This window comes from Verrucomicrobium sp. BvORR034, assembly GCF_000739635.1.
In the GTDB taxonomy this organism is placed as follows: Bacteria; Verrucomicrobiota; Verrucomicrobiia; order Verrucomicrobiales; family Verrucomicrobiaceae; genus Verrucomicrobium.
In genome coordinates this window covers 85,215-110,597 of record NZ_BATQ01000041.1, presented here as the reverse complement: position 1 = coordinate 110,597, position 25,383 = coordinate 85,215, and the positions used below count along the sequence as shown (strand labels likewise).

Genomic DNA, 25,383 nt, shown 5'->3' with positions numbered 1-25,383 from the left:
GAATGAGTCCTCCCAAAACGCCACGAGCCCCTGCCTCCGGAAGGAAGCGAGGGGCTCGTGGCGTGGGATGAGGGCGGGTTGGGTTCTACCGGTGGTCAGGCGGCCTGACCGAGGGGTTCACTTTTGTATTTGAGCTGGCCGGTGAGGCACTCTGCTGAGAGCACATCTTCCCGAATGCCCAGGAAGACCGGCTGATAGATGGCTCCGCTTTCGCGAAACGCATAGAGGTAGCGGCACTCCACCACCTGGCCCGAGAGGGGCAGATCGTGGTTGGGAGGGATGGTGACATTGCCTGCAGGACGGATCCGGTCGCCCTCAAAGAGCAACAGGCCCACACTGCGCTGTTCATTGATGCGGCCCACGATGAAGGAGGCCGTTTCATAGAACTTGTGCTTGAGCTGCGGTCCACCCGAGGAGAGACGACCTGCAGAGTGCGGCGCATCGCAGGACTTGAACACCACCCCTTCCCTCCCCTGCTGCCTGAGCTCCTCAAGCATCCGGTGTTTTTCATGCGGCAGGAACGCGGTCTGCACGAAGTGAAGGTTGGCGGTTTTCAAGGGGGCGAGCACCTGGATGAGCTTGAGGTAACGCTGCCCGTAAGGCAGCCCCCTCAAGTCCTCACCATCGAGCTCCAGCAGGTCAAAGGTGCACAGACAATTGCCCACCGCTTCGCCATCCACGACGAAGTCGTGAACACTGCGCCGGGCCGCTTCCACCATGGGCATGGGCACGGAGGTTTCCAGGCCCAGACGGTTGATGCCCGTGACCAGATCGGACCGCCGCCGTAGCAGAAGCCGCCGCCCGTCGTGCTTCTCCTGCATCCAGAATGCCGGATGATCCAGCAGACCGGACAGATCGTCAGCATCGACCGGATTGAGCAACTGGGGCAGGATGCCGGTGAACGGCTTGCCGGGCCGTGAAGGCTGGTAGTCCGTCCCAGGTTCGCCGTGCTGATAGCCTTTGGCGAGCTTTTCACGGACGAGTCCGTCGTAGCAGGCCTTGGCTTGATCGTAGGGCACGGGGTGAGGCGTCTTGCGCCCCGTGTTGAGCGTGGCATTGCGACGGCCGTAGGCGAAGAGGACGACATGGCCGTCACCTTCGGGTTTGAGGCTGACACTGTACACTTTGTCCGAAGGACCTTGCTGACAGTAGAGGGTGGTGGTTTCCATGAACGGTTCTGAGGTTTGAGGTTGGGGTGGGTTGAAAGCACAAGAGCCGTCCACCGGGGTGCGGCGGACGGCTCTGATGCGTGGGCTGGGTTTGTGGGTGAATCCGCGCAAGCCGTGAGGGCTCACTCGTAGTACTGATGGGGATGACGGTGCCGCGGTCGTCCTTGGAAGGACTTGGCCAGATGGACCAGACCCCAGACGAGTCCCACCACCAGCAAGGCTGACAGCGGGAAGAGCACCATCTTGGAAGTGGTGGTGGCTAGGAGCTCTGTCCACACGCTGAACTGTTGCAGCGTGTAGGTGACCAGCGGAACGACCAGGACTGAAGGGACCAGCAGCGCCAGGGCGATGCGGACATTCAACCGGATCCACTCCCGCATGAATCCTCCCGGGGACAGCCAGTATTCCGCCAAACGGAAGTTGTAGCGAAAGACCTCGGCGGAACGCTCCACGCCGGAGAACTGCGAGAGCTCAGGATCCACCCGGGGCGTAGGCAGCGGTTGCGGAGACCACGTGGTGGTGATCAACCCTCGCGTGCGACGCACCCAAGTGGGCTTCTCGGATGGATCTGGAGCCCGGGCAGACAATTGATCGGAAGCCTGCCAGGGATCGTCGTCCTCGTCAGAGGCGGGATTGAAGGAGGGAGTCATGGCGGGTCTTGGCTCCAAGGGAGGTTCCGATAACAAGGCAGACCAGGCAGGCGACACCCAGGCATCCGGTGTAGAATTCCCAGCGGTCGGTGTTCTTACGCTGAAGCTGGAGTTGCTGCTCCAGTTCCACGACGCGACGTCGGGCCTGTTCATCAGGCTGGATGACCGTCCTGGGGGGTTGCTTGGCGCAGGACGCCAGCAGCAGGACGCTCAACAGCAATAGCAGGGATGATTTCATGGTTGGGTCTGAAGGTTTGAGTTTGGGTTTGGATTGAGTGGGGATTGAAATGAAAAAGCCCCGTGCCAACGGGTGTCGGCACGGGGCGATGGAGGGGCGAGCAAAGCACTGTGCCTTGCCGGAGGATTAACGCGACTGGTCACATCGCAACGAAGGCGATGAGTAGTCGATCTTGCCTCCCGGAATGGAGAGGACGTTGATCCAGCGATGGCTTTGGCCGGGTCCGATGGAGGCTACCGTCAGTTCCTTGCGGAACCATTGGCTGCCCGAACGGATGTTGGTCTGGTAGACCACGTTGGTCAGCGTGAAGGGTGACTTGTTGTGCAGCACCACATCATCAAGCAGGACGCCGAAGACGACTTCAGACTTCCAGTTGACCTTGAGGATGTTCTCGAACCTTTGCTTCTGACGATTTCGCAAAGGCGCGAGATCCAGATCGGTCCACAAGGGCTTGATGTTGCACCCGGGAATCCGGACGGTGGCGTCCAAGTGTTCCAGGGCCGCGTTGTCGCCGCCACGATAGGTGTTGAGGACCGCCATGTTGTAGTGGTAGCGGAAGGTGCGCCCACGCAGCGGAGCGACCGCGGTAGCCAACGTGTAAGCATTGTCCACCAGACCACTGGTCATGAGCATCCAGGCTTTGCGTTCCCGCAGTTCGCCGGTGGCATCACCAGGATCGAGAGCCAGACAGGCGTCCCAGTACTGGATCGCGCGCAACGCCAGGGGATCCCGGGCATTGACACGTGCCTTGCCTTTGAGAGCGTGCCCCACTGCCTTGACGTGGGTATCGGCCGCCCGATAGGCGAGCAGATACCGGTAGGGGTCATAGATGCGTCGTGCAGGCACCCACGCCGCAGCGTTGGCGCAGTCCTCGGCCACTGTAGCAAGTCGGGCGGGATCTGACTCCACAAAGGGAGCGAGCATGGCCACACGAGAAACAGCAAACGGATCCTGAGGACGCCGGCGCCGTTGGGCTTCAAACTCTGCCTGAAGCGCCTTCACGTCACTGGCGTTGATCAAGCCTGCCAGCCGGACATCTTCTTGGGGAGTTTCGTCCCAGCCTACCGAACCCCGAGGCCATTGATGTTGTTCTGAGAGCGCCAGGGCGGTGGCAGCAACCTGGGCCTGGTATTCAGACCACCGAGTCCGCCAGGCGCGATCAGCTTGGAGGAACTGATCCTGCTGCGCGTTGGCCAGCGCGTCGGAACGCTGCTGGTTTTCTGCGAAGTAGGTGAACAGACCAACGGCGGCTCCAGCCAGGAGGGATTCTCCGTTGGAGAAGCCGTTCTCTGAGGCCAAGGCAGCAGCTTGAGATCCCGCCATGCCTCCAGCGTATCCGGAGTCAAAGCCGCTCTGGATCTGCTGATTGAGCACCTGTTGTTCGAGTTTCCCCAGACTGACAAGCTGGCTGGCCTGAAAGTCCACCAGCTCGATCTGCTTGAGGAAGAGCGGTTCGAGCTCCGCATAGCTAGGCTGACGTTTGAGGTCGGCGGCGTGTCGGACCAGCGCACTGCGCCAGGAACTAAGGGAACGCTCCAGGGCCTGTGATGAAACATCTGCCGGGGCATGGAACCCGGGCATTTCTTCCAGCAACCGGAGGAGGAAGTACTTCTCATCTGGAACGATGCTGGTGGAGGGCTGGGCACCCGCCACCAGACTGAAGGGACACAGGAGCAACAGCCCCTGTAGAAGGAAGGCGTGGCCCATGGAAAGGACCACACCTTTGAAGAATGGGAATGACATGATGGTAGTGATGATGAACTGAGGGTTGAAAGCAGCGATGGCGGGTCGATCACCACGCCTCCGCTGTTGTGGAGTTTGGGATGTCCTTTGTGGGGCGGCAGGTACCGGGCCCTCAGGCAGCGCGGTCATGAGCATGACCGTTGAGAGTTGGATGCCGCAGGCGCGTCTGGCGGGGTTTGCCAACCTGAGTGAGCAACTCATCAATGAGCTGGGAAGCCTGCATCTTGTTGAGCAGTCTCACCCCGACTCCGAAGAGCTGGAGGGCGAGGTCATCAATGCGTTGCTTGTCGAGTTGATAGTCGCTGACCAGGCGCAGAATGAATCCCCGCTGGCCTTCGGTGCAGAGCCACGGAGCGTCCGTCCCATGGGGTGAACGGGCCTGTCCGTCGGTGAGAGGCACCGTTCGCCTTCCTTTCTTGTAGGGAGCTGGGCCGTTGCCGAAGCTGGCCCGTCCATCCACGATGCCGTAGGTGCAGGGATCGGGCACAAAGCCGACTTGCTGGATCTCACGATCCACGGATTGCTGCAGTAGTTGATAAAGCCTCCGGCATTCGGCTTCGGCCTGAGAAAGGTCCGTGAGCTCGACCTGAACAGAGGCGCTGAAGCTGTGGCTGCTGAAGGCTGGTAGGCCGAGCTTTTTGCTGTAGTTGGCTGACAAGGTGATGGCCATAAAAGTGTTCCTTTCAAATTGGAGTTTGGTTTTGAAGTTGAACCGCCGGCCCCTGAAACAACAAAACCCGGCGCAAGGCCGGGTCAGTCGAACAAGGGAAGGAGGAGTGATCGAAGGCTACGGCCTGGGGGGGCTATAGACTGTGGGTGGTGATTCCTGAATCACAGAGGAAGGAGTGTGCGCGATCTGCCATCCAGGAGTGCCGGTGAGGGCAGCCGTGAGCAGTTCATCCACGAGCCGGGTCATCGGCTTGCGCCGGTGTTTGGCTTCGTGAAATAGAGCGCACACCACGTTCCGCGAAATGCAGGGTACATAGTGACGGGGACGGGACATGAGATTGCAATAGTGAGATCAGCTAACCTGAGTCTCTCAGGTTTATATGACACAGGAGCAGGCTCTGTTGCAGGCTCTGTCGATCTGGCAAGACGCAGCACGCCAGCCTAGCTGTCGATATAGGCTTTCACGCCTCGCTGCAACACCCCCACCCTAACCGCCGCTGACGCTGACATTGGCAGCAGTCGGGGCAATTCGCAGTCTGCCATCGGGTAATTCTTCGATCACACCATCCTTCAACAATCGCGCCAGAGCCAGGTCTCGAGCCTTTCTGGGAAGACGATGGAAGCTCCGGCTCAGATCTCGCGGTGACAGTGGTCCGTTCACCTGGAGTTTTTCGGGAATCGCCCGCTTCAAGGTTTCCAAGTCAATGGTGTCGATGCCCCGGTCATGAAGCAGGTCATCGACATCACCGGCATGGGGATTCTTCAACCATCGAAGACAATCCCGATGTTCACTGGCCATCCATTGCGCGAGGCAACAGGCACGTTCCATCACTGAGACTGAAACGAGGCTCGCATCATTCAGAGACTCCGTGTTCAACTCCAGGGCGGAAAGCAACATGGCCATGCGCAATGCCAGGGAAGGAAAGAAGTCCGGCAAGGCCAGAGGATCCACTGCCCCATTCCAGTCTTGGAGAGATTGCTTTCTGAAATCCACCATCATCTGGGAAGCTTCTGGGGACAAGGACCACGCCCTCACTTCGGACAATGCCAGTCGTTGTATCAGCCCCTTCAGCAAGAGTTCATCCCAGGCCTTGGTTTTGTCTTCCACGGGCAGCTCGTTCAGGCAGGCGGGGTCATGCTGCCGCACCAGCAGAATCGGTGGCTGGTTGCAAGCCCATGGGCTGCGAAGACCCAGTAGCAGGCGGCGCAGGGCACTTGCATACGTGCACCAGTACAGGTGCACAATGCCACGGGTCGGTACGGGAGACTTTCCAGGCAGCCCGATGTCCGACCAGCTCAAGTTAAGCAGAGAGGCAAGGTCCAGACAGACCTTGCGTCCCGAATTGAGCAACTCTTCCACGGGATCCATCCCACCATTGGTTAGGAGTACGCAAAGGTCGTTGCAGTTCTCCAAGGCCTTCAGTGCCGCCGCGGCTCCCGACCGTCGTTCTACAAGGCAGGGCTTGTACTGATTGGCGACCTCAAACAGTTGCCTGTCCAGTTGATCAGGAACCGGGCTGCCCACCATCCCGACAGGGAGCAATCTCATTTGCTCAAGCTTGCGGTATTCAGCCTCAAGACGTTCACGCCCCTTGGCTTGATGCTGGCGCATATTGTGACGCACCACTCCCATCCACGCCTCTCCCATATACTCGAACCATCTGTCCTGCGAAGGCCGCTGCGTGCAAACGATGAGATTGAACGGGCAGGAGTGGCCAATGTGCGTCTCACGCAAACGATGCCGGTGCGCCTGGACCGAACACAAGTGATGCAGCGCGGCGGCAAGAAGGGGAGCCACACCAAGCCCCCACCTGGAGGCTGCCAGTTGCACGTAGTCACTGACCACCGAGGGCACCTGGCGCAAGGCACACTCACGATGCTCAGTGATCGGTCTCTCCAGTGAAAGAATGTTTCGGGTCATCGTCAGGATGCGCCGTGCCCCTCCCCAGCAATCGTCGCCCTCTGCACATCAATGGCGAAGCGTTCAGACTGGCGGTCAAACGCCAGGGCTCCCTTCGAGATCAAGGCCTCCAGTGCACCAGCCAGTTCACGCTGCCTGCAACCGAACAAGGACCGCTGGATTTCCCTCCGGGTAGAGGGGCCCTTGTTTTCCAGGTTGCGGACAATTCGTTCTTCCAGGCGCTGAGCCTCGGAGGAACTGGCAAGCTGCCGACAGGTTCGCAACTGTCCCAGATGTGCCGCTGCGGCATGGTGCGCTACGACCTCTGCGGCTCTGAGACACCAGAAGGGTTCGCCTTCCCGCCTCAGGAGGCCAAACGCCCACACCAACTGCCGCACCAAACAAGAGAGCACCCTGGTGTGACTACCCAAATCGACAGCACTGCTGTCCAGCGTATTGACGAAAGCACTCTCAACCTTCCAAATGTTGGTCATGTTCTCGCTACCCAATTTGTGAACGGGTCCGTTCCGGCAGATGCGATGATTGATCACCTCCAACAAGGCTGCTCGGTAGGCGGCCTGCGCCTCTGCAAACCACTTTGGGTCTTCGAGCACGATGATCGGTTTCCACTGCGGGGCTACGAGCAACATTTCCTGAAGAAGCGAGGGACGGGCTGAAGCCATCTCAATGGAGAGCATGTCGGCGAGGCGCGATTCGCAAGAGCAAGTCATCACCCTGACCTGGGCATGCTGAAGCGATCCGTAGCCTTGCTCGGGATGGAGCCTGCTCACCTCGATGTCTTTGCCGGCAAGCAGGGACGCCAACTGTAGCAAGGACCGGTTTCCCGCTGCGGCCCCTTTGCTGAAGGTGCTCCCAAAAAATCCTCCCGCTGTATCCACGACCCACAACCTCTGATCAAACACCTCGCCCAGAACCTCCTCGAGCCGGGTGAGATCATTGGTCAGATGAAGAATGGTCGGACGATGGTGGGTATCCGGGAGCCGGGACTGCAATGCCATCTCGACTTCGCCATAGTTACCAAAATAGATCATCGGATCCCTTTCCTCCCAAACATGGGGTACCGTTGCCCCGCGCTTCATTACCTGCGCCGACGCGTCCCACATTTTCAGGAACTGCTCGTACAGTTCACTCCGCGGCTGTCCCTGCAAACCCGCCAATCCATTGACAGGGCCAAAAGTATGCCCATCGACCACGGACCGGTTCAAACGAAGCGCGCCCTCCCTGAGGTGAACCTGAATCGACTTCACCGGCCCTACCAGCTTGTCGAGGAGCCGTTGGTACCGATGATCCCCAGAGCCCACAACGGTCAGGCTGAAGCCTGGGATGCCGTGATGAGATACACCGTCCGCCAATGCAGCAGTGTGGCCGCTGAGATTGCAAAGCACTCCGGCCATGAACAGAGCCGTCTCTACGGGAGGCAAGCCCAGCACCTGCGAGTACACACAGATGGTGTTGCCGAAAGTTTCGGTCCAGTAATCGGAGGCGTAGTGTTGGTCGATCTTCACCTGGCAATTGGGTTGTGTGAGAAAAGCAAGCTCTGAGGCAGCCTTGAGAATCAATCGTCCAGCCGGGCAGGTTCTCCGGTTCGCATGTGGGGCGATGTCCCAGCCATGGCACATGAGTTATTTCATGCAATACCTGCACCGCCTGGTCAATAACGCGCTCATTTAAAGTTAGACCGCACATTTGTGTTGCGCGAGCGTCCATTCATCACAGGCTTCACTTATGATCACCCCTTCTGATGAATTGGTCATTCGCTTCAAAATGGATCTGGAGCTTGGCACCGGCGAGTTTGTCGCCGGTGCCTCCGGTGAAATTCGAATCGACCAGGAACGCACCATGGATGCCATGAACAAGGCTGGCATCCCGTACGAGAAGCAACTCGCATTGTCTCAGCATCTCATGGAAGAAGCCTGGAAGCACCTAGCCCGACTCGACGAAGAGGAAGAGGAAGAGGAAGAGGATGAGCTTGAAGATGATTCCATCTCTGCCGCCTAGTAGACCTGAATATTCTCAATGGGCCCACTTGAGGCGGAGAGCTCAGCGGTAAAGGACGACTCCCAGTTCAACACCTCGATCAGTGGTGCACGACCGCGGTGTCGGTCAACTACACGAATCAAGCCTGCCTCTTCGAGAGCAAGGATTCCGCGGCTACCACTGGATCGGCCAATGCCAAACTCACGAAGTCGGGCAGGTCTGAGCTTGAACCTATCACTCCTTTCCAGTCCGCGACAGTAAGAGATGAGAAGGGCCACAACGATGCCGCACTTGGGCAGCGACACTGCCTTACACATCCACAAAAGCGGAATAGGGCCACAAATAAACTTCCTCCCGCTATAGCCCTTGGCTCCACGAGCAGCCTTCATCGAGGCACCTTGCCCTTTTCCACTAATCACATAAGCGATAGGTTCACTTTCATCTTGCAGGTAGTATTTCATAGAAGACTGAGAAGATATAGATCGGGTGTATCAGATTGATGCAGGTCAAGTTTCAAACTGGAGCAGGTGAGTCATTGGCACCGAGGAGTTCCATCACTGTCTCCCACATTTTCGCGCCGCGCTCGTCGCAGAATCGGTTCGGCCAACGAATGACGTAAGCCTCCGTATCAAGTTCAAAACCCCCGAGCACAGCGCGGCTGGCAGAGGCCATGCAAGCCTTCACGTCTGCAACCACAGCGTCGATTTCGTCCAAAGGTGCCTCAATCAACAGAGCGTCGTGCACCAGGGCGCAAAGGCTTATTCCGCGCTCGGTAATCGCCATCGCAGCGATCCGAAGCATTTCGGCCCCGTTCGCCTGTAGACCAAAGTTCCGGAAGGTGGTAGGTCCATCCATTTCTGGGTGCAGTTGCCACCCATAGTTGCTCTGCAACGTCTCTCCCATCGTCGCCCGGTCAACCTGACCGTCGGACCACTCCCAGAATTTAGAAAATTTTTCCTTGTGCTGACTGAGCAATCTCGCCCCCATTGCGCCAGAAGTCCCCGTGGCCTCCCCCAGCGCCTCTGTCCCCATTCCCATTAGTACTGCAAGGGAAGCCACTTTGTAGATCCCACGTTCACGAGGATGACTCCCTTTGGTGGCGGTCTTCGGTACGGCTCCGGCCAATGAGGCGAAAGCCAGATAAGGGTCATGAGAATTGTAGACCTCCTGCATCACCCGGTCTCCTGAAAGCAATGCGGCAATCCCCAGTTCCTGTTGACACCAGTCAATGTAGGCCAATGCCATGCCTTCACGGGGCTTTATCAGGTGCCTGATCCACCGAGACAGTCCGAATATCGACTTCGTGCTCGAGGGCGCATTGCGACCGGTTTTCGTTCCGAAAGCGCCCACGAGGTAGCGATTACGTTGGTCTGGCCCGACGGCCAGTTTATTGATCCGAAGTTCCGCCAGAGTCGTCCGCAGTTCGTACATAGGCAAGACCTGGGGGTGTAACACTCCCATTTTCCGGAACGTTTCCCGCTTCAAATCCAACTCTCCACTTGGCAGCTTGGGCCAACAGATGCCGGCGGCGGAGCACCACTTGGCCCATCGCTCCGTCTTGAAGGTCGTGCCTTCATACACTCCGTAGTCCCGGTCCATTTTCTCCACAAGGCCAAGCATTAGCTCCCTCCAACGCGCCTGGATCGCGTTCAACAAAGCGTAGTCGATCGGGACCCCGGTCCTTTCCACCTTGGCGACTGCCGACATATAGCGGCCACGAATGACGGCAAGAGCGAGATTGAGATGGGGCAGCATGCAGTGCAGTAGCTGAGTCAAAGCAATCACATCAGATTCACAGTATTTCAGCAGAAGCTGTTGCTCCTCACAACTGTATGGGCCACCCCTGATGGCGAGTTCCCGCATCGAGGACTTCTCGACGGCGGGCATGCCGCCCAGTCCGAATGACTGGAGGGCTCCCAACAGAGAGTAGCCTGCAAAGGGCCTGCGCCCGGAAATCATCCACCGATACTCAGCGTAGAGATCCAGAACGTGGACTGGCATTTGCCAGCCAAGTGCCAGGTGGCATCCCAGTTCCGCACTCGCAAGATAAGCAACATAGAGGACGTCAGGCCCAGTGGGGATAGGACAGTCCTTGGGCGGACAATCCCAGAGCCAGTACCTGACAGTCTCCCCAGAGAAATACTCCCGAGCAACCATGCAGATCGGCCTCGGCATGAAACCTTCAGGTGCGCTGTACTCGAAATCCACAAGGAAAATCTTCATATCAAGCACCGCGAAGTTCGAGAAGCACCGGATGCTCCAGAGAGTTGATGGTCCGATTTCCGAAAGCCAGACGCAGGAGTTCCTTGTACTCCATGTCAGGCCACAGAGGCTCTGCGTCCTGGTTCTCCGCAACAGCCGCGTCATAGCACCCCGCAGCTCTGTTGGAAGTAACCCGCACCCACTTTTCACGGGCCTTTTCCGCCGCCCCCCGCGCCGAAATATGCCAAATGTTGTCCTGTGCGGAAAACTTTAGCGGCCACAGGAACGGGTTTCCCTTCCGATCGACAGTCAGGACAAGGTGTGCCCGGAAGAAGGTGGCCTCCCCCCTTTCCTGGAGTGCAGGTACAATCTTCGGATCGACAAGATAGATCCGGCTGGTTTCTTGAAGCTCGATGAGTCCGAAAACCATCCAGCACTGCGGGTCAAGGTGCGTACGGACGAACGAGTCTTTCGCTGGCTTGCGAATCGGTAGCACTGTGAGCACCTTCTTTGCGACACCATCGCTGATGGTCGCTTCGAGACGAAAGGCAGTGAGATCGAGAGGATCCAGAGGGGCAGAGGGCATCTGCGAGAGGACGGACGCGAGGTCAGGATTGTTTGCAGTCAGAGGTGGTGTCGTGTTTTGCATGATTAGCTTGGGTAGTGTTGTTCAACTGGGCATAGGATTCCGCCAACTTGAGCTCTTCAGCCGAGAAGCGTCGGGCAGACTGCCGGGAGGTGCCGAACTTGGCGCCGGCAATTCCAAACCGCCGCATGATCCGAAGTACTGAAGCGGGGTGCACCGCCCAGCGCAGGGCGATCTCAGCAGCGGTCCAGCTCGTGGAGTTGGTATTTTTCATCCGTTGACAAAGATCTCCGGCAAACTCAGCCTAAAAAATGAAGTCTGAACCCGCTAGTGCCACCGTCACAATCTCGGTGAACGACAACGAGCGAGAGGAGCTGAAGTCTATCGCAGCGCACGCCGCCGAGTTCCTGTCTCCCACTCAGCAGCGCAGGGTCGCGATTGTCTCAAGCCTCTTGTCGGGAGAACCTCGTAACGTCATAGCCAGTCGGTTCAATGTTGGTCAATCCAACATCAGCAATATCCTAGCGGAACTTCGCCAGCTAGGTGTCGGCAAGTATATCGAACGATGGAAGCAGCAACGAATGACGGCATTCCAAGAGCAGCCCCAAGGTGCCCCCGGGAGACGAGGCTTCAACACCCTTGTAGAATGGTTGCTTAGCTCAAATCGCAACTTGCCCGACATTTTGGACATCACCCATCTCAGCATTTCAAAAGACGAGATCGTCGTGGTGCTTGCAGTGGTCAGCTCAAGAGCGGAAACCGCCGATGACACGAACCAGCTCCTCCACCTTACCAAGAAGAAATTGCTCAAGGCTTACGAAGCCAGACCCCAGACTAAGCCCTGGACATCATCCGACCATTGCTTTTCAGCATTGTTTAAATCCTGCAATGAAGCATTCAGGAAGTGCAAGGAGAAGTCGTCTGTTTTGGAGATCTCAAAAAATGCGAGTTTGCCCGGCGTCATCCCCACTCAGGTAAATCTAATTGCGTTGTGCTCAGGCAGAACAGCAATCGAATCGTTGCGAACATGGTGTGGAACTGCGGTGACGTGGGACATGAATGAGAATCTTATCTTTTTCGCAAGGCCTTATCATTTGCTTCGAACACTGGAGAACACGCTGACAGAACTGCGGCCTCTTTGGAACGGAGCGGCATTTCTTCCCTGGCTAAGTCTTCTTGAACGTACAATCCAGATATGGCGGTCAGACCGTTTTCACGGCGGATTCTGGTGGGATCTGGACTTGGATCAGATGCTCAAACTAGCCCGACAACTCGACTTCCACCGCTACTACCATGCCGCATATGGAGCGATGTTTGAACTGGACGAAAAACTGCGGGCAAAGCTCACATGGCGTGATGAATTTGACTGGAAGGAAGTTTCGCTGCGACCTCGAGTCGAAGTAGTTCAAGATCCAGCGGATTCGAATCGCATTCAAATGGCCCTTCATGTACTTCCGCACCTAGGAATAAAGCTGGAGACTGCTAAAGCAGGCCGGAATCCTGACGAAATGGCCCGTCAGCTCAGGAAGAACCTTCGGGAATCGGTTCGATCCCTTCGCTTAAAGTATTCGAACAGACAAGTCGGGCTGCAACTGGGGTCACGCATGCTCGGGCCGATGCTGCTAGGTTCAAGGGCGAACTCCCTCGACTGCAGCACTCCGTTCGTGCTTATTCCACGTCACCAGCTTGGTCCCCCATCGGTGGAACTTAATGTCGGGGCCGCTGACAAGGAGCTATACCGCGAAAATGGTGTTTTCCGGAAAGTGATTTTTGAAGACGGAGTCGAAACCACGTACTTCGTGTTTAGCGCGCCGATATTGCCCGCGGCAATCTTTGAAGCTGTCGAACGGAATTGGTACGGCGATTATCTTCTACACATTTTCCTCAAGCAACAGGAGTTTGTAGAGGAACTTGGATCACAGCTGTCTACGGGATTCGCCCATGAAACGCTTGGTTTCATCAAATACGAGCCTTGTCCCTCCCACTGGACCTTCCACGACGGCAAAGTCACTCCAGAGGAGTTCAAGACGATGGAATTCGGACGTCGCTTTTTCCACGACCGACTGCCGATTCTTGGGCAGAACGGGGGCAAGCCGCATAGAAATCATAATCCCAATGCAAGGTCCAATGAAAGTTTCGGGAACGTATTGTTGGATCTAGATGCCGATCTGCTCCTGCTTGGAATTGAAAAGGAAATAAGGTCGGAGATCGACTTGCTGGAAGTGAAGTGGAGCCAGCTTGTTTGCGAAAGCATAGCGAACCATTACAACACCAAAACGCCACATGGCAAAAAGCAGGTTCTGCTAGCCATTGACAAAAGCCTCAGAAAGGAAGCCACTAACCGCTGGTCGGAGATCGAAGCTGCGGTAAGCGATGCATTGAAGTCTTTCGGTGAGGGGGCACACAGGATCAGCAGATACACCATCGAGAACGTACAGCGACAAATTCAGGGAGGCCTGGATTTGGCCCCCTATTTTGCCGAATCTGAAAAGAGTCTCCATACAAGATGGAAGGCGTTTCTTAGTCGACATATCCTTGGGAAGCTATTGTCTCACAAAACGCACTTGAGCTTCGACGACGCGCTACATTCTACTCCGGCTGAGTCTGTATTGGAACCCCACGACGAAGAGGATGCCAAAGATCTCATCGGAGCACTGACAACGCATCCCGCAAACACCATGGCGGCCGCAGAGTTCGTCGAACTGGCGAATCTCCTCAGCCCTGCTGAATGGGCCGAAATCATCGAAAACTTGGCCGATTCTTCTTTCGGACAGGCCCTGCAAGCAACAGTGCGAGAAGCCCTGCGAATCGGCAAGAGTTCCAGATTAATAGTCGAGAAGACCAGTCAGATCAGACTTGCGTTCGAAAAGCTGAAATCAAGCTCACCTTGATCCGTCTTGGAGCTGAACCGGGCGAATGAAACCCGCATAGTACTTCTCCACAACTGCCACACTGTTGCCCATCTCCTTGGCGATGCGGAAGAGCGGCCAGCCTTCCGCAGCGCGCTGGGTGGCAAAGGTGTGCCGAAATGCGAGGCACGTCCAGGGCAGTTGAGGCTTCTCGTTCAATGTGCGAAGCTTGGCACCGAAGGTATCGGCACGCCAGCGACCTCCCCCGGACTTGGGAAACAGCCAAGTGCCCTCAGTACGATTCACATAGAGTTCCAGTTCACGACGCAAAGTCGGCAGGATCGTGACGGTACGCTCACCCGTTTTCAGGGAACTGTCCACGCCAGCATCCTTGTCAGCACGGTTGCGGACTGAGAGGAAACTGAAGTCCGGGGCAATGGAGTCTCTGGTCAGCCAGAGCGTTTCCGAGAGTCGCAGTCCGGCATAGATCATCACCGCGACGGCCATCCGTATTGTCGGGTGCTCATGCAGCGCAGAGAGTTGCGCCTGGATCTGGTCCTGAGTGAGGAAGTCGATCTGGCGATTGCGCGTCACATAGCTGGACAGCCCGGACATCGGGTTGGGCCGATGCCAGTTCGTCGGGTGGTACAGATCAAACTTCAGACAGAACGAAAACCAGTGATGGAAGCACTGCCGATAGTGGCGCATGGTATCGCGCCCCACACCCAATCCTTCGATGAACTCCTGTACCAGAGCAGGTGTGATCTCGTCCAGATACGTCCCGGTGAAAAAGGGCTTCACGATGGCTCCCTCGGTGGAGGAAGCTTTTCGGGCACAGTTTTTCACCCGTGCAGGTCCGCCCATGGCCTCAATTCGCTTGTCACCCAAGAAGCGTCTGAAAATGGATACCTTGTTGGAGACGTGGGCCGAGGCATTCTCGGAACGAACAAAACGCAGGTAGGCGGCCACAGCCTCATCCACGGTGGTTCGAGGTTTCTCAGTGGGAGATTCTTGCGCAGGGCCTGCCTTTGTCGGCTGCGGGAGAGGAGCCTCCAGCATTGGGGTCTCAGAACCCGCGACGGCCGGGCAGTCGAGTAGGCTCGCGAGGGATTGGGGCAGCTCCACATTGAGGAACTTCGGCTCCAGCAGCTGGAGCTGAACTTCGATGCGGGCGCGCATCAGTTCGGCCCGCACCGCATCATGCGTTTGCAGGCTCTCCCGGAACAAATGCCCGGTTCGAGGATGACGAAATTTGACCCACCATTTCTGGCGGCGGAGGAACTTGGATGCCATGTCTGTGCTCGGGAAAGGGCACAGGCAAATTCCTTCCGGAAAATGAAGTGCCGGTTCAGGGCACACGCAGCGTGATTTCCTAGGCACACGCCCCGTTTGGGGCGGTAGCCAAAAAAAATCAGCGGTCTTTGCAGACCGCTGATTTTGAAGGACTTGAAATTGGTTGCGGGGACAGGATTTGAACCTGTGACCTTCAGGTTATGAGCCTGACGAGCTACCGGGCTGCTCCACCCCGCGATTGGAAGTGCATAGTCGTTCACAATCCGCTTGTTGCAAGAGGAATATGCAACAGTTTACGATTATCTTTCTGGTCCCGCATCATCTCCGCGTGTTGCCCGATCACCGAAGACTCAAGACACTATTGATCCACCACTCCCTGACACATGAAGAAGCTACCAGCGCTCACCCTCCTCGCGATCTTTGCCGCGGCCTGCCATGGCGAAGACAAGCCCTCTCCCATTGGCTACGAAGACACGCCGATCATTCCTGGCACGGAATGGCGGGTGCATGACATCAAGCGCCCAGCCCCGCCTGTGGTGGCCCCTGGCAAGACGAATGCCAGCGCTCCGGCTGATGCGGTGGTGATCTTTGATGGCGGCAGCACGGACGCCCTGGTGAGCAAGGATGGCAAGCCCTGCCCGTGGAAGGTCGAGAACGGTGAACTCCTCATTGCTGGCGGCGACTGCTGGACCAAGGAGCAGTTCGCGAGCTGCCAGCTTCACATCGAGTGGATGAGCGCCCCCGAGACCAAGGGCAACTCCCAGAAGAAAGGCAACGCCGGCGTGTTCTTCATGGATCGCTATGAGAGCCAGATGCTGGATTGCTACAACAACCCCACCTATGCCGATGGCGTCACGGGTTGCATCTACGGACAGACGCCACCGCTCGTCAATGCGGTGCGCCCTGCTGGTGAATGGCAGACCTACGACATCATCTTCACCGCGCCCAAACTCAAGGACGGCAAGGTAGTGGAGCCCGCCTACGTCACCACGTTTGTGAACGGCGTCTGCGTGCAGGTGCACACCAAGATCATGGGACCCACCAAACACAAGAACATCACCAACTACGATGGTGAGTTCCCGGAGAAAGCCCCGGTCCGCCTGCAGGACCACAAGAACGATCCGCCAGTGCGCGTGCGCAACTACTGGGTGCGTCCGCTGCCTTGATCAGGAGATTCAGCGCTGATCTTCTCTGACCTCAAATCCCGGGCCATCAAAGGGTCCGGGATTTTTTGTGTTTGCGCCCTGATGCCGACGCCTCAGGCGGCAAACGCCTCGATCAACCTCGCGGCATCGTGGAGATTTTCCTCGACCCGCCAGGCTCCGAGGGACTGCAGCGAGGCGTGGTCAAACTTGCCTGTGGCAACCGCCAGACAACGTGCCCCCATAGCGTGGGCACAAGCCACATCGCGAGGGGTGTCGCCAATCACGATGACCTGCTCCGGAGTGAAATGCCGCTGCGCGGCCTGGGCCATACGGCGCACCGCCACGGGACCGAGATGATTGCGGTCTTCGCCATCATCCCCAAAGCCGCCATCCAGGAAGTGACCATGAATGCCGAAGCGCTCCAACTTGATCACTGCGCCCCGACGAATGTTGCCCGTGAGCAATCCGACGGAGAAGCGATCTTCCTGGCCCACCTGGGCAAGCAGGTCCACCACGCCACCCAGCAACCGCCCGGCAAACTCCTCGTGCCGCACCCGGCGCTGCAGATGCCCGAGGTAGGAGGCGTAATAGGCCTCCGCGCGATCAGGCTGCAAGGGCTGACCTGCATCCGCAAAGAGCTTGCGGATCACGCCGCCATCGGTCGCGCCCGCCAGATCCAGAGGCGGGAGATCCTCCCGCCGGACGCCGAGGACCTCCTCGGCGGCATCCAGCAGGGCTCCGGCACCTGCCCCACCAGTGTCGAGCAGGGTGCCGTCGATATCAAAAAGGAGCAGCCGATGCTCTGGGCTTCCGCTCATGCTGGCTGGCTCCACTGGGTTCTGTTCAAGACTACGCCGAATCCACGTTGGACGGATCGATCACCAGACGAGGTTTCGCCTTGGTGCCGTTCTGCTTGGGCGCAGGCGCGGGAGCGGGGGCTTCGCCCGTAGGAGCGTCGCCATTGGAGCCTTCCACCTCATCATGGGCGTGGTCATCCTCATGATGCTCCTCATGGGTGTTGTCCTCTTCCTCAGGGTCAAGGAACTTCCCATGCTTGAAGTTGGCGAACTTCCGCTGACGCTGCTTTTCGGGCAACGGGGAGATCTGCATGTTGATGTTACGGCCAGCCATCTTCGGATCCTGGTCCACGTGGCCCATCGTCAGAAGATCTTCGCGGATGCGTCTGGCGAGCTGGAATCCAATTTCCTGGTGCGCCATCTGGCGACCTTTGAACTGGAGCTGGACGCGGACCTTGTTGCCCTCGGACAGGAATTCCTCGCCGTGGGCGATCTTGATGAGGTAGTCGTGCGGATCAATGCCGACGCGGAACTTGAGTTCCTTCAGCTTTCCACCCTTTTGGGCCTTGGCAGACTCCTTCTTCTTTTTCTCCTGCTCGTACTTGTACTTGCCGTAGTCCACGATCTTGCAGACCGGTGGATCGGCAGAAGCGGAGATCTCCACGAGGTCCATCCCGCGTTCCTTGGCCATGCGAACCGCCTGGCCAGTCGGCAACACGCCGAGCTGCTGGTTGGTAGCACCGTCAATGACACGGACTTTGGGAGACCGAATACGGTCGTTGACGCGGGTTTGGTCCTGGAACCGGCCTCCACGGTTGAAGCCTGGTCGTGGTCTGTTATTGAAGCTAGGGTTGATGACGCACCTCCGGTGAGTTTAGGGCAAAAAGACATCCAACATGGATGCCAAAGCATACGGGCATGAACGCAGTGGGTACCATACGGAACACACTTAACATACGCGAGCCGACAACTCTTTCACACCCTGTACAAAACGGATGAGGCTGCGGCGAAACGAAATGTTGGACGACATGCTGAAGAAAAATCCCTGGCGGGCCGAGTCAAATACGCCCTTATGTGCCAGACAGGTAGGGATACGCTCATTCCTCAAGAAGGCAAGGTGAATTTTCTGTCGTGTTCGATCCTGACCAGTTTCGGTTGGGTTCATCGCGTTGGTGCACTAAATTGATGCCGCAGACAACTCTGCAAACCCCTCAATGAACACCACCTCCAGTACACACAGCAAAACCGTTGGTTATCTGCTATGGATCTTTGGCTTCTTTGGCGCCCACCGCTTCTATTATGGGCGGCGGGTCAGCGGCATCATCTGGATGCTGACCTTCGGCCTCTTCCTCATTGGCTGGATCGTTGACCTGTTCCTGATCCCCAAGATGGACCGGGAGGCCGATCTGAAGTTCACGTCCGGCCCCATCGACTACTCGGTGGCCTGGGTGCTCCAGACCTTTCTGGGCATTTTTGGCATTCACCGCTTCTACATGGGCAAGTGGGTCACCGGCATCCTCTGGGCGCTGACGGGCGGACTCGTCGGCTTCGGCTATGCCTGGGACTATTGCACCCTGAACCAGCAGGTGGATGAGCGGAACCGCCTGCTCCTTTCCGGAGCCGCCTGATTCACCCCATTTTAGATAGCTAAGAAACGCAACGGGCGGATGGCTCACGCCATCCGCCCGTATTTCGTTCAAATCATTGATGGCCAGGGGCATGCATGCCTCTGACGGCCTGAAATCAGGCAGTGAGCTTCGTGTAAGAGAAGATCTCGCCGTCCTTGAAGAAGCGCTGGAGCTCTGCCGCGGCAGCTTCCGGGGAGTCGGAGGCGTGCGCCACGTTCACCATCATGTCGCCACCGAAGTCGCCACGGATCGTGCCTTTGTCGGCCTTGCGGGAGTCCGTCGGCCCGAGGAGGGCACGCACCTGCTCGATGACGTTCTCACCCGCGAGGGCCAGAGCGACCACCGGGGTCTTCTTCATGAAGTCAGCCACATCCGGGAAGAAAGGCTTGGAAGCGATATGGGAGTAGTGATCAGCGAGGACTGCGTCATCAAGCTGAAGCATTTTCAGGCCACGGATCTGGAAACCGGCTCCTTCAAAGCGCTTGAGCACTTCGCCACAGAGATTTTTGGAGACGCAGTCGGGCTTGAGAAGGATGAGGGTCGTTTGTTCGGCCATGGGGCGGAGTGTTTAGGTCAAGGCATCCGGGGAGTCAAGCAAGATGCCGTGGGGGATTCTGGGGCGATTTCGCCTCAGGCGGACTTGTAGCCCTCGCAACGATTCTTCCAGCCCTCCAGCCAACGCTGCTCTTTGCGCTCTGCTGGAGCATTCTGCACCCGCCGGGTAAGCACCCGTTTGGACGCTTCTGAAAACGCCGCGGGTGCCCCATCGGCATCCGTCGGCCGCATCTCGATCAACACCTGGAGCAGCCCCCAGCCCTGCCCATTGTACCGTTCCTTGGGGTTGAGCCCCTCTCCTTTGAAATTGACGTAGTCGATGAGCGCAAAATTGCCGGCCGCCGACTGCTGGAGCAGCGCCAGGTTCCGCTCCACATGAGGGGCTGCCTTGCCAGCCGCCGCTTTGAACTTCGGCGTGGCCGCCGCGAGCCGGTGGATGATGAACTGGGTCTGCTGGGCCACCGTTCTGGCCAGGAGATTTCGCAGTTCCTTCTGCCGCGGTGAGTTGCGGTCTTGCTCAAACGCCTCGCGGGAGGTCCACGGGCAATCAGGAGTCTTCAGCAGCCAGGGAGGGACCGGAGCCCCGGTTTGCTGGAGCCAGCGAACCAGCGGCGGGAAGCTCTCCTCAAACGGGCCCTGCACTCCGGCGGGATACCAGATGAAGTGTCCGATCCCCAGTGAGGCGAAGTACTCCCCCTTGTTCCAGCTGGTGAGGCCCTCCACGGTCCCGGCGCATTCGTTCTGCCAGATCCTGCGCCCGATGCGCTCCAGTTGCGGCTGCGAAAGGTTCTGCGCCTGAGCCGAAACGACAAGAACAGTGGTGAAGAGGAAGACGAGCAGGCTCGATACCCGCCCCGGTACGGAGATATTATTAAAGCCAAATTTCATTTTTCTGGCAGTCGGAGTGACGATCATTTTCAATGAGTCACCCAGTGACTCACCGCTGGATTTCTTTCATTAAGCAAGCTCGCAGCCCAAAAATGGGCTTCTTCGCATAGCCCAGTGTCCCATGCCCTATCTGGCGTTCAATCTCAACAACGGAAACGAGTTCATTTTCGACCTGGTCGAAGATCGGCTCAGCCTCGGGCGCAACGCTCGAAACGAAATCCTGATCGAAAACGAGGGGATCTCCAGCTTCCATGCGGAACTGCTCAGACAGCCTGACGGTTTCTACGAAGTGGTGGACCTCAATTCGTCCAATGGCACGTTCGTCAACGATGAACGGGTGGAGCGGGCCAAGCTCAAACCTGGCGACAAGGTCAACTTTGGCCATCTCGAAGCCCGGTTCCGCGACACCAAGCTGCCAGGTGGTGAGCGAGAGGCCCGCGGAGGCACCTCTTCAGCAGAGGAGAAGCGCCGTGATGCCGAAACCCTGGAAGGCGGCCATCGCTCCACCCAACTCATCCCTATCCCTGCGTCCGCACCCACAGGCGGGCAGCCCGTCCTGAATGGGGCGACCGAAAAGAGTGCCCCAACGGAAACTGAAGCCAAGCCTGCGGCCGTCTCAACGCCTGCTCCGGCCGCCGTTCCCGCGCCTACGCTTGCGCCCCCTCCCTCAACCCTCACTCCGCCTCCCGCTGTTGCTGCCGCCACACCGCCTGCACCGAATCTGGCAGCTGCCGGAGGAGTAGCCCCGAGGCCCAATCTGCCCCCGGCTCCCAATATGCCCCGGGCACCAATCCCGGGGCAGAACGCCGGCCCCCGCCCCTTGCCACCCGGGCCTGCCGCAGGTCCTGGCCGCCCGGCCATGCCTGCCGCACCTGCCCCCGGCGGAGCGCCCGTTGCCGCAAAGCCTGGGATGCCCGTCCCGGGGAAACCGGTCGCGCCGATGCCCGGAAAACCGATGGCACAGGTGCCAGGACGCCCCACGCCGCCTCCAGCTGGCAAGCCCGTCATCCCTCCACCCGGTGCCCAGCGCCCCGGTCCTGCAGCTCCCGTGGGCCCCGCAGCCCGTCCAGTGGTGAGCCCCCCCGGTGCCCCCATCCGTCCTACCGGGCCCACCGGCCCCACTGTGGGCGGAGCCAGGCCGCCGGGCCCAGTCCAAGGACCGCAGGCCCCTCGCCCCGGAGGCCCCATCATACCGGGTCGCCCCCCGGTCCCTTCTCAAGGCCAAGGCCCACAAGTCCCCGTACCAGGTAGGCCCGTTCCACCAGCGGCTGGCCCTGCTCCTGCTCCTGCACAGGTTGTCGTGCCAGTTCCCGAGCCCACACCAGAGCCCGCTCCTGAAGCGGAGGTGACCATTCCTGCGCCAGTTGCCAAAGTGAGCCCCGCGACTGCACCGGTACTGGTGGCCGCGCCTGTGGTGACCGCCGCTACGGCTCCGGTTACCCCCCTGGCTCCGGCCCCACCCGTGCTAAAGGCCGCCCCTTCCACCAGGACCGAGCCCGTGGCCCTTCAGCCCGCCAGCGCCCCGGTTCCAGCACCCCCTGCCCCTATCAAAATTGAGGCAGAAGCAGCCGTCGCAGCCCCTCCGGCACCGCCAGCCTCTGTAGAGGAGCCCCTCTCACCGCCTGTGCCCATTGTCCCACCTGCACCTGCCACCGCCTCCGGGCAGAATTCCTCACCGGCAGCGCCCCCTGTCCCCGCTCCGGCTCCCGTCCCATCTTCCCCGCCCGCCTCTACGAGTCCGTCGGCACCGCCTCCAGCCCCTGCGGGCGCACGCCTGCCCCGCTATGGTATGATTTCCTCAGACACCATGGTGGTAAAGGTGGTCTCCCCGCTGCCCTCCCAAGAATCCCAGAGCCAGCCCGAAAGCCTCGCTCCCCCATCCCAGAAAAGCGACCTCCCTGAGGTTTCCCCTCCCCCTGCTTCATCGTCTTCCCCCGAGCTGAACAGCTTGGAATCGGCCATGAAAGTCACCAAGGAGGAGCACGCCGCCCTGGAGGCCCAACTCGCCCAGAAGCAGCAGGCACTCAAGGAGGCTGGTGCGCTGGAGAAATCCCTCCGCCAAGGGGTGGAGGTGCTCAACTCGGAACTCCAGTCCACGCGCAAGCGGCTGGATGAAGAGAACGCCCGGGCCAAAGAAACCAGCGAAAAACTCACCGCCCAGAAGACAGACCTGGAGAAATCCATCGGGAACCTGGAGGCCGAAGAAAAGCGGATCGAGGAGAAACTTGCCACCCTTCGCTCCAAAGAAGAAAGCGCTGATCAACGGCTCGCCGAACTCGCTGCCACCGAGTCAAAGCTGGAAGCTGCGACCAAGGCGCTCGAGGAAATCACCGAAAAGCGGTCCAAAGAAGAGTCCCAGCTGCTGGAGCTGAATGGTCAACGCGACGCGAAGGAAACGGTGCTCAAGGCCCTGCTGGAGCGTGGCACGGCCCAACACACGCTGGTCCAGACCCTCACCCGGCAGCAGGCCAGCCTGGAGGAGAACATCGAGCTCCTTCAAATCACCCAAGAAGACTCCCGCAAGAAGAACGAGGAACTGGATGCCTCCGCCAAGGAGCAGCAGCAACGATTCACCGACCGGCAGGCCGAGCACGAGAAACTCTCCCACGAGCTGGAGCAGAAACGGATCTCCGCAGACACGGTGCTGAAGGATCTCCTGGCAAAGTCCGCCCAGCTGGAAATTCATCTCTCCGAGCACAAAGAAGCGGAAACCCGCCTGGCTGAGACCAGGAAGCTACTCGAAGAAGCAGAGCAGAAGAAACACGAGGCGGAGAAGGCAACGACCACTCTGCACGAGGACCTCGCGACGAAGCACCTCGAGCACGCAACCCTGAGTGAACAGACGCTCGTCAGAAACAAGGAACTGGAAGACGTCACCGGACGTCACGGCACCCTCGCGGAAGCCCTGGCCCGCATGACCGAAGAGGAAATTACCCAGACGAAGCGCCTGGAAAGCCTCCATCTGGAGACGGAGTCCGCCACGCTGGTGCTTGGCACCCGCAAGAATGAGGTGGCCGAGCTCGACTCCCGTCTGGCAGATCTGCAACGGCAGGCCGCCGCCCTGGAGGCGCAGCTCGCCGAACAGGCCGATACTGAGCAGAAGCTCGCGACAGTGCGCGAGACATTGGATTCCTTGAACCAGAACACTTCCGAGCAGCAGAGCCTGCTGGCCCAGCTTCTCTCTGACAAAGAGTCTGCAGAGTCCGCCACTTCCCAGCTCAAGGCAGATCTGGAGGCCGACCGCCTGCAGTTCGAATCCACCCGCTCCGGTCTGGAGACCGCCACCCGGGAACTGCAGCGCTCCCGAACTGAACGCGCCCAGCTCGACGCGAAGACGGTGGACGTTCGCAGCGAGATCCAGATGCTCACCACCTCCCTCGCGGTGAAGAAGAGCGAGATCGGCAGTGCCGAGCGCACGCTGGAGAGTCTGTATGGCCGCGTCGCCGCTGCCAATGAGCGGCTTGCCGAACTGGAGAAGATTGAGGAACGTCTGCATCAGGCTCTGGCCTCGCTGAAAGCCGCTGAAAAGCAGCGTGACGCGGAGGAGAAAAAGCTCGTGGACCTGGAAATGCAGCGTGAAACACTCCGTCGTGAGGTCATCACGCTGACGGAGCAGGAGAAGCTGGGCCGGTCACGCATGGAGGATCACACCCGCCGTCTGGAGAAGGGCGAGGCCCAGCTCCAGGATGTGCAGCAAAAGGCAGACACGCTTGCCACGCAGATCAACACCCAGGAGGCAGAACTCGTGCAACTGGAGCGGAAGCTCCAGGCCACCATTGACGAGGAGAAAGCCATTCGAGCCGGCATGCCCGAGCTCAATGCTGAAATGACCGCCGCCCAGTCCACGCTGCAAACCCTGCTGGGCCAGCGCAGCGAGGCGGAAAGCCTGTCTCTCAACCTCGCCAAAGAGGCCGCCAATACCCAGAAAAAGCTGGGAGAAATGGAGCAACAGAACCGTGCGCTGGAAGACGAGAAAGGGCGACGGGAACGCGAACTCGCAGACCTGCAGCGTGCGATCGAGAACCAGGAGCAGAGCATTCAAAAAGTGCTGGATGCCGGAGCAACGGCCGGCCAGAAGCTCAACGAGCTGCAGACCAGCATCCAGGAGCACGAGAAACTGCTCGTGGACGCGTCTGAGAAACACGATCTCTACCTCAAACAACTTCGGGAGGAGGAATCTGGCCTCACCACCAGCATCGAGGCGCTCAGGAAACAACATTCCGGCCATGAGTCTGACGTGCTGGAAGCGCAGTCACGCCTGCTGGAGACGGAGAACCGCGTGCAGTCCCTCACCCAGAGCAGCGACCGGATTCTTTCTCTCCAGGAGGCCACCTCCCAGGCAGAAGCACGCCGTCGTGACGCCGAAGCCCGGCTGAGCCAGTTCTCCGAACTGGAACTCTCCCTGCAGGTCAGGCTGAACAGCCTCCAGGAAACGGTGAAAAAGGAAAACCAGCGCCTGGACCAGCTGCGGAATGAGCGTGAGGAGGTGGAGACCGAGGTGCAGAAGAATCTCGACAAGGCCAGCCGCGATGCCGAAGAGATCAAGAAGAAGCTTTCCGACGAGATTCGCGCCGAGGAGTCCCAGCTCGTGTCACGGATGAAGGAGCGCAACCGGGAGTTGCTGGAGAAACACGAAGAGCTCAAAAACAAGCTCTCCTCCAATACTGAAGAGCAGACGGTCATCTTCTTCGCGGGTGACGTCATCAAGCGGCTCGACCTCCTGGACAATCTCATCCAACGTTACGAGCGCGAACCCGCCTCCGCCGGTGTCGCGCAGCAACTGCGCACCCTGCGGGCCTCCTTTGAGGATGTACTGGCCCAGCACGGTGTCACGGAGTTCAAGGTCCGCCCGGACACGGAAGTGGACATTGCCCTGCGCCAGCGCATCAACGTGGTGGAAAACCTGGGCGGCACCGGAAAGACCCGCGTGGCGGAAAGCTACCGGCCCGGATACCTCTACGCTCCGGGAGACGGACGCGAGATCGTTCTCCGCAAAGTGGAGGTGAAAACCTCCAGCGAGTAGCAATTGCCGGGCGGCACTCCCACCGCCCTTCTCCCCATCCTCAGAGCGCA

At 58.9% G+C, this 25,383-nt stretch carries 22 protein-coding genes and 1 tRNA gene; 5 read left to right on the top strand and 18 right to left on the bottom strand.

Annotated elements, in window-relative coordinates; translation table 11 throughout:
• Positions 1-95: 95 nt before the first annotated feature.
• The 8 genes from BV034_RS06730 to BV034_RS06700 form a co-directional block, all read right to left on the bottom strand.
• Positions 96-1,169, bottom strand: coding sequence for a hypothetical protein (locus tag BV034_RS06730; protein ID WP_050025392.1), 1,074 nt, complete (start codon positions 1,167-1,169; stop codon positions 96-98).
• 122 nt (positions 1,170-1,291) lie between these two features.
• A complete protein-coding gene (locus BV034_RS06725) occupies positions 1,292-1,819 on the bottom strand; it encodes a hypothetical protein (protein ID WP_050025390.1) in 528 nt (175 codons plus the stop codon).
• Positions 1,791-2,057, bottom strand: a complete 267-nt coding sequence (locus BV034_RS35805; RefSeq protein WP_265592713.1) for a hypothetical protein — start codon at positions 2,055-2,057, stop codon at positions 1,791-1,793. The genes BV034_RS06725 and BV034_RS35805 overlap by 29 nt, the downstream gene beginning before the upstream one ends.
• Positions 2,058-2,183: 126 nt before the next feature.
• The gene (locus tag BV034_RS06715; protein WP_050025386.1) at positions 2,184-3,800 is read right to left on the bottom strand and encodes a hypothetical protein; all 1,617 of its coding nucleotides are present in this window, start codon (positions 3,798-3,800) and stop codon (positions 2,184-2,186) included.
• 112 nt (positions 3,801-3,912) lie between these two features.
• Positions 3,913-4,470, bottom strand: a complete 558-nt coding sequence (locus tag BV034_RS06710) for a hypothetical protein (RefSeq protein WP_050025384.1) — start codon at positions 4,468-4,470, stop codon at positions 3,913-3,915.
• 117 nt (positions 4,471-4,587) lie between these two features.
• Positions 4,588-4,803 (bottom strand): hypothetical protein, encoded by a 216-nt coding sequence (locus tag BV034_RS34545; RefSeq protein WP_081887617.1) that lies wholly within the window; start codon positions 4,801-4,803, stop codon positions 4,588-4,590.
• A 153-nt stretch (positions 4,804-4,956) separates the two neighbouring features.
• Positions 4,957-6,390: a hypothetical protein gene (locus BV034_RS06705; protein ID WP_050025382.1), complete on the bottom strand. Its 1,434-nt coding sequence runs from the start codon at positions 6,388-6,390 to the stop codon at positions 4,957-4,959.
• Between the two features lie 2 nt (positions 6,391-6,392).
• Entirely contained in the window at positions 6,393-7,895 is a 1,503-nt protein-coding gene (locus BV034_RS06700; protein WP_265592712.1) for a hypothetical protein, read from the bottom strand.
• Between the two features lie 220 nt (positions 7,896-8,115).
• On the opposite strand from BV034_RS06700, the gene BV034_RS06695 reads away from it, so the two are divergent.
• Positions 8,116-8,388 (top strand): hypothetical protein, encoded by a 273-nt coding sequence (locus tag BV034_RS06695; protein WP_050025379.1) that lies wholly within the window; start codon positions 8,116-8,118, stop codon positions 8,386-8,388.
• Here the strand turns inward: BV034_RS06695 and BV034_RS06690 are convergent.
• From BV034_RS06690 to BV034_RS06675, 4 genes are all read right to left on the bottom strand, one after another.
• Positions 8,385-8,828 (bottom strand): hypothetical protein, encoded by a 444-nt coding sequence (locus BV034_RS06690; RefSeq protein ID WP_050025373.1) that lies wholly within the window; start codon positions 8,826-8,828, stop codon positions 8,385-8,387. The two genes, BV034_RS06695 and BV034_RS06690, sit on opposite strands and share 4 nt — an antisense overlap.
• A 52-nt stretch (positions 8,829-8,880) precedes the next feature.
• Entirely contained in the window at positions 8,881-10,254 is a 1,374-nt protein-coding gene (locus tag BV034_RS06685) for a DNA polymerase (RefSeq protein ID WP_265592711.1), read from the bottom strand.
• Between the two features lie 337 nt (positions 10,255-10,591).
• Positions 10,592-11,155, bottom strand: coding sequence for a hypothetical protein (locus tag BV034_RS35800; RefSeq protein ID WP_050025371.1), 564 nt, complete (start codon positions 11,153-11,155; stop codon positions 10,592-10,594).
• Positions 11,156-11,177: 22 nt separating this feature from the next.
• Positions 11,178-11,429: a hypothetical protein gene (locus BV034_RS06675; RefSeq protein WP_050025369.1), complete on the bottom strand. Its 252-nt coding sequence runs from the start codon at positions 11,427-11,429 to the stop codon at positions 11,178-11,180.
• A gap of 37 nt (positions 11,430-11,466) precedes the next feature.
• Here BV034_RS06675 and BV034_RS06670 point away from each other — a divergent pair, with 37 nt between their 5' ends.
• Entirely contained in the window at positions 11,467-14,046 is a 2,580-nt protein-coding gene (locus BV034_RS06670) for a hypothetical protein (RefSeq protein ID WP_050025367.1), read from the top strand.
• On the opposite strand, the gene BV034_RS06665 is transcribed toward BV034_RS06670, so the two are convergent.
• The gene (locus tag BV034_RS06665) at positions 14,038-15,297 is read right to left on the bottom strand and encodes a tyrosine-type recombinase/integrase (protein WP_050025365.1); all 1,260 of its coding nucleotides are present in this window, start codon (positions 15,295-15,297) and stop codon (positions 14,038-14,040) included. The two genes, BV034_RS06670 and BV034_RS06665, sit on opposite strands and share 9 nt — an antisense overlap.
• A 160-nt stretch (positions 15,298-15,457) precedes the next feature.
• Positions 15,458-15,534: transfer RNA gene (locus BV034_RS06660), tRNA-Met, on the bottom strand.
• 146 nt (positions 15,535-15,680) lie between these two features.
• On the opposite strand from BV034_RS06660, the gene BV034_RS06655 reads away from it, so the two are divergent.
• A complete protein-coding gene (locus BV034_RS06655) occupies positions 15,681-16,463 on the top strand; it encodes a DUF1080 domain-containing protein (RefSeq protein WP_050025363.1) in 783 nt (260 codons plus the stop codon).
• Positions 16,464-16,555: 92 nt separating this feature from the next.
• Here the strand turns inward: BV034_RS06655 and BV034_RS06650 are convergent, their stop codons facing one another.
• On the bottom strand, positions 16,556-17,260 hold the full coding sequence (locus BV034_RS06650) for a haloacid dehalogenase-like hydrolase (RefSeq protein WP_050025362.1): 705 nt from the start codon (positions 17,258-17,260) through the stop codon (positions 16,556-16,558).
• Positions 17,261-17,291: 31 nt separating this feature from the next.
• On the bottom strand, positions 17,292-18,095 hold the full coding sequence (infC, locus tag BV034_RS06645; RefSeq protein ID WP_081887615.1) for a translation initiation factor IF-3: 804 nt from the start codon (positions 18,093-18,095) through the stop codon (positions 17,292-17,294).
• 358 nt (positions 18,096-18,453) lie between these two features.
• Between infC and BV034_RS06640 the strand changes: the two genes are divergently transcribed.
• Positions 18,454-18,867: a TM2 domain-containing protein gene (locus BV034_RS06640; protein ID WP_050025360.1), complete on the top strand. Its 414-nt coding sequence runs from the start codon at positions 18,454-18,456 to the stop codon at positions 18,865-18,867.
• Positions 18,868-18,982: 115 nt separating this feature from the next.
• Here BV034_RS06640 and ndk read toward each other — a convergent pair whose 3' ends face one another.
• Both ndk and BV034_RS06630 read right to left on the bottom strand, forming a co-directional pair.
• Entirely contained in the window at positions 18,983-19,423 is a 441-nt protein-coding gene (gene ndk / locus BV034_RS06635) for a nucleoside-diphosphate kinase (protein WP_050025359.1), read from the bottom strand.
• Between the two features lie 74 nt (positions 19,424-19,497).
• On the bottom strand, positions 19,498-20,310 hold the full coding sequence (locus BV034_RS06630; protein ID WP_050025358.1) for a hypothetical protein: 813 nt from the start codon (positions 20,308-20,310) through the stop codon (positions 19,498-19,500).
• Between the two features lie 121 nt (positions 20,311-20,431).
• Here BV034_RS06630 and BV034_RS06615 point away from each other — a divergent pair, with 121 nt between their 5' ends.
• Positions 20,432-25,333: an FHA domain-containing protein gene (locus BV034_RS06615; protein WP_081887614.1), complete on the top strand. Its 4,902-nt coding sequence runs from the start codon at positions 20,432-20,434 to the stop codon at positions 25,331-25,333.
• Positions 25,334-25,383 lie beyond the last annotated feature (50 nt).

Excerpts from the sequence above, each read along its gene's own strand:
- BV034_RS06705 (WP_050025382.1), bottom strand. The coding sequence starts at position 6,390 with ATGACCCGAAACATTCTTTCACTGGAGAGACCGATCACTGAGCATCGT.
- BV034_RS06690 (WP_050025373.1), bottom strand. The coding sequence starts at position 8,828 with ATGAAATACTACCTGCAAGATGAAAGTGAACCTATCGCTTATGTGATT.
- BV034_RS06715 (WP_050025386.1), bottom strand. The coding sequence starts at position 3,800 with ATGTCATTCCCATTCTTCAAAGGTGTGGTCCTTTCCATGGGCCACGCC.
- BV034_RS06685 (WP_265592711.1), bottom strand. The coding sequence starts at position 10,254 with ATGCCCGCCGTCGAGAAGTCCTCGATGCGGGAACTCGCCATCAGGGGT.
- BV034_RS06730 (WP_050025392.1), bottom strand. The coding sequence starts at position 1,169 with ATGGAAACCACCACCCTCTACTGTCAGCAAGGTCCTTCGGACAAAGTG.
- ndk (WP_050025359.1), bottom strand. The coding sequence starts at position 19,423 with ATGGCCGAACAAACGACCCTCATCCTTCTCAAGCCCGACTGCGTCTCC.
- BV034_RS06670 (WP_050025367.1), top strand. The coding sequence starts at position 11,467 with ATGAAGTCTGAACCCGCTAGTGCCACCGTCACAATCTCGGTGAACGAC.
- BV034_RS06695 (WP_050025379.1), top strand. The coding sequence starts at position 8,116 with ATGATCACCCCTTCTGATGAATTGGTCATTCGCTTCAAAATGGATCTG.
- BV034_RS06675 (WP_050025369.1), bottom strand. The coding sequence starts at position 11,429 with ATGAAAAATACCAACTCCACGAGCTGGACCGCTGCTGAGATCGCCCTG.
- BV034_RS35805 (WP_265592713.1), bottom strand. The coding sequence starts at position 2,057 with ATGAAATCATCCCTGCTATTGCTGTTGAGCGTCCTGCTGCTGGCGTCC.
- BV034_RS06615 (WP_081887614.1), top strand. The coding sequence starts at position 20,432 with ATGCCCTATCTGGCGTTCAATCTCAACAACGGAAACGAGTTCATTTTC.
- BV034_RS06655 (WP_050025363.1), top strand. The coding sequence starts at position 15,681 with ATGAAGAAGCTACCAGCGCTCACCCTCCTCGCGATCTTTGCCGCGGCC.
- BV034_RS06725 (WP_050025390.1), bottom strand. The coding sequence starts at position 1,819 with ATGACTCCCTCCTTCAATCCCGCCTCTGACGAGGACGACGATCCCTGG.
- BV034_RS06710 (WP_050025384.1), bottom strand. The coding sequence starts at position 4,470 with ATGGCCATCACCTTGTCAGCCAACTACAGCAAAAAGCTCGGCCTACCA.
- BV034_RS06665 (WP_050025365.1), bottom strand. The coding sequence starts at position 15,297 with ATGGCATCCAAGTTCCTCCGCCGCCAGAAATGGTGGGTCAAATTTCGT.
- BV034_RS06630 (WP_050025358.1), bottom strand. The coding sequence starts at position 20,310 with ATGAAATTTGGCTTTAATAATATCTCCGTACCGGGGCGGGTATCGAGC.
- BV034_RS35800 (WP_050025371.1), bottom strand. The coding sequence starts at position 11,155 with ATGCCCTCTGCCCCTCTGGATCCTCTCGATCTCACTGCCTTTCGTCTC.
- BV034_RS34545 (WP_081887617.1), bottom strand. The coding sequence starts at position 4,803 with ATGTCCCGTCCCCGTCACTATGTACCCTGCATTTCGCGGAACGTGGTG.
- BV034_RS06650 (WP_050025362.1), bottom strand. The coding sequence starts at position 17,260 with ATGAGCGGAAGCCCAGAGCATCGGCTGCTCCTTTTTGATATCGACGGC.
- BV034_RS06640 (WP_050025360.1), top strand. The coding sequence starts at position 18,454 with ATGAACACCACCTCCAGTACACACAGCAAAACCGTTGGTTATCTGCTA.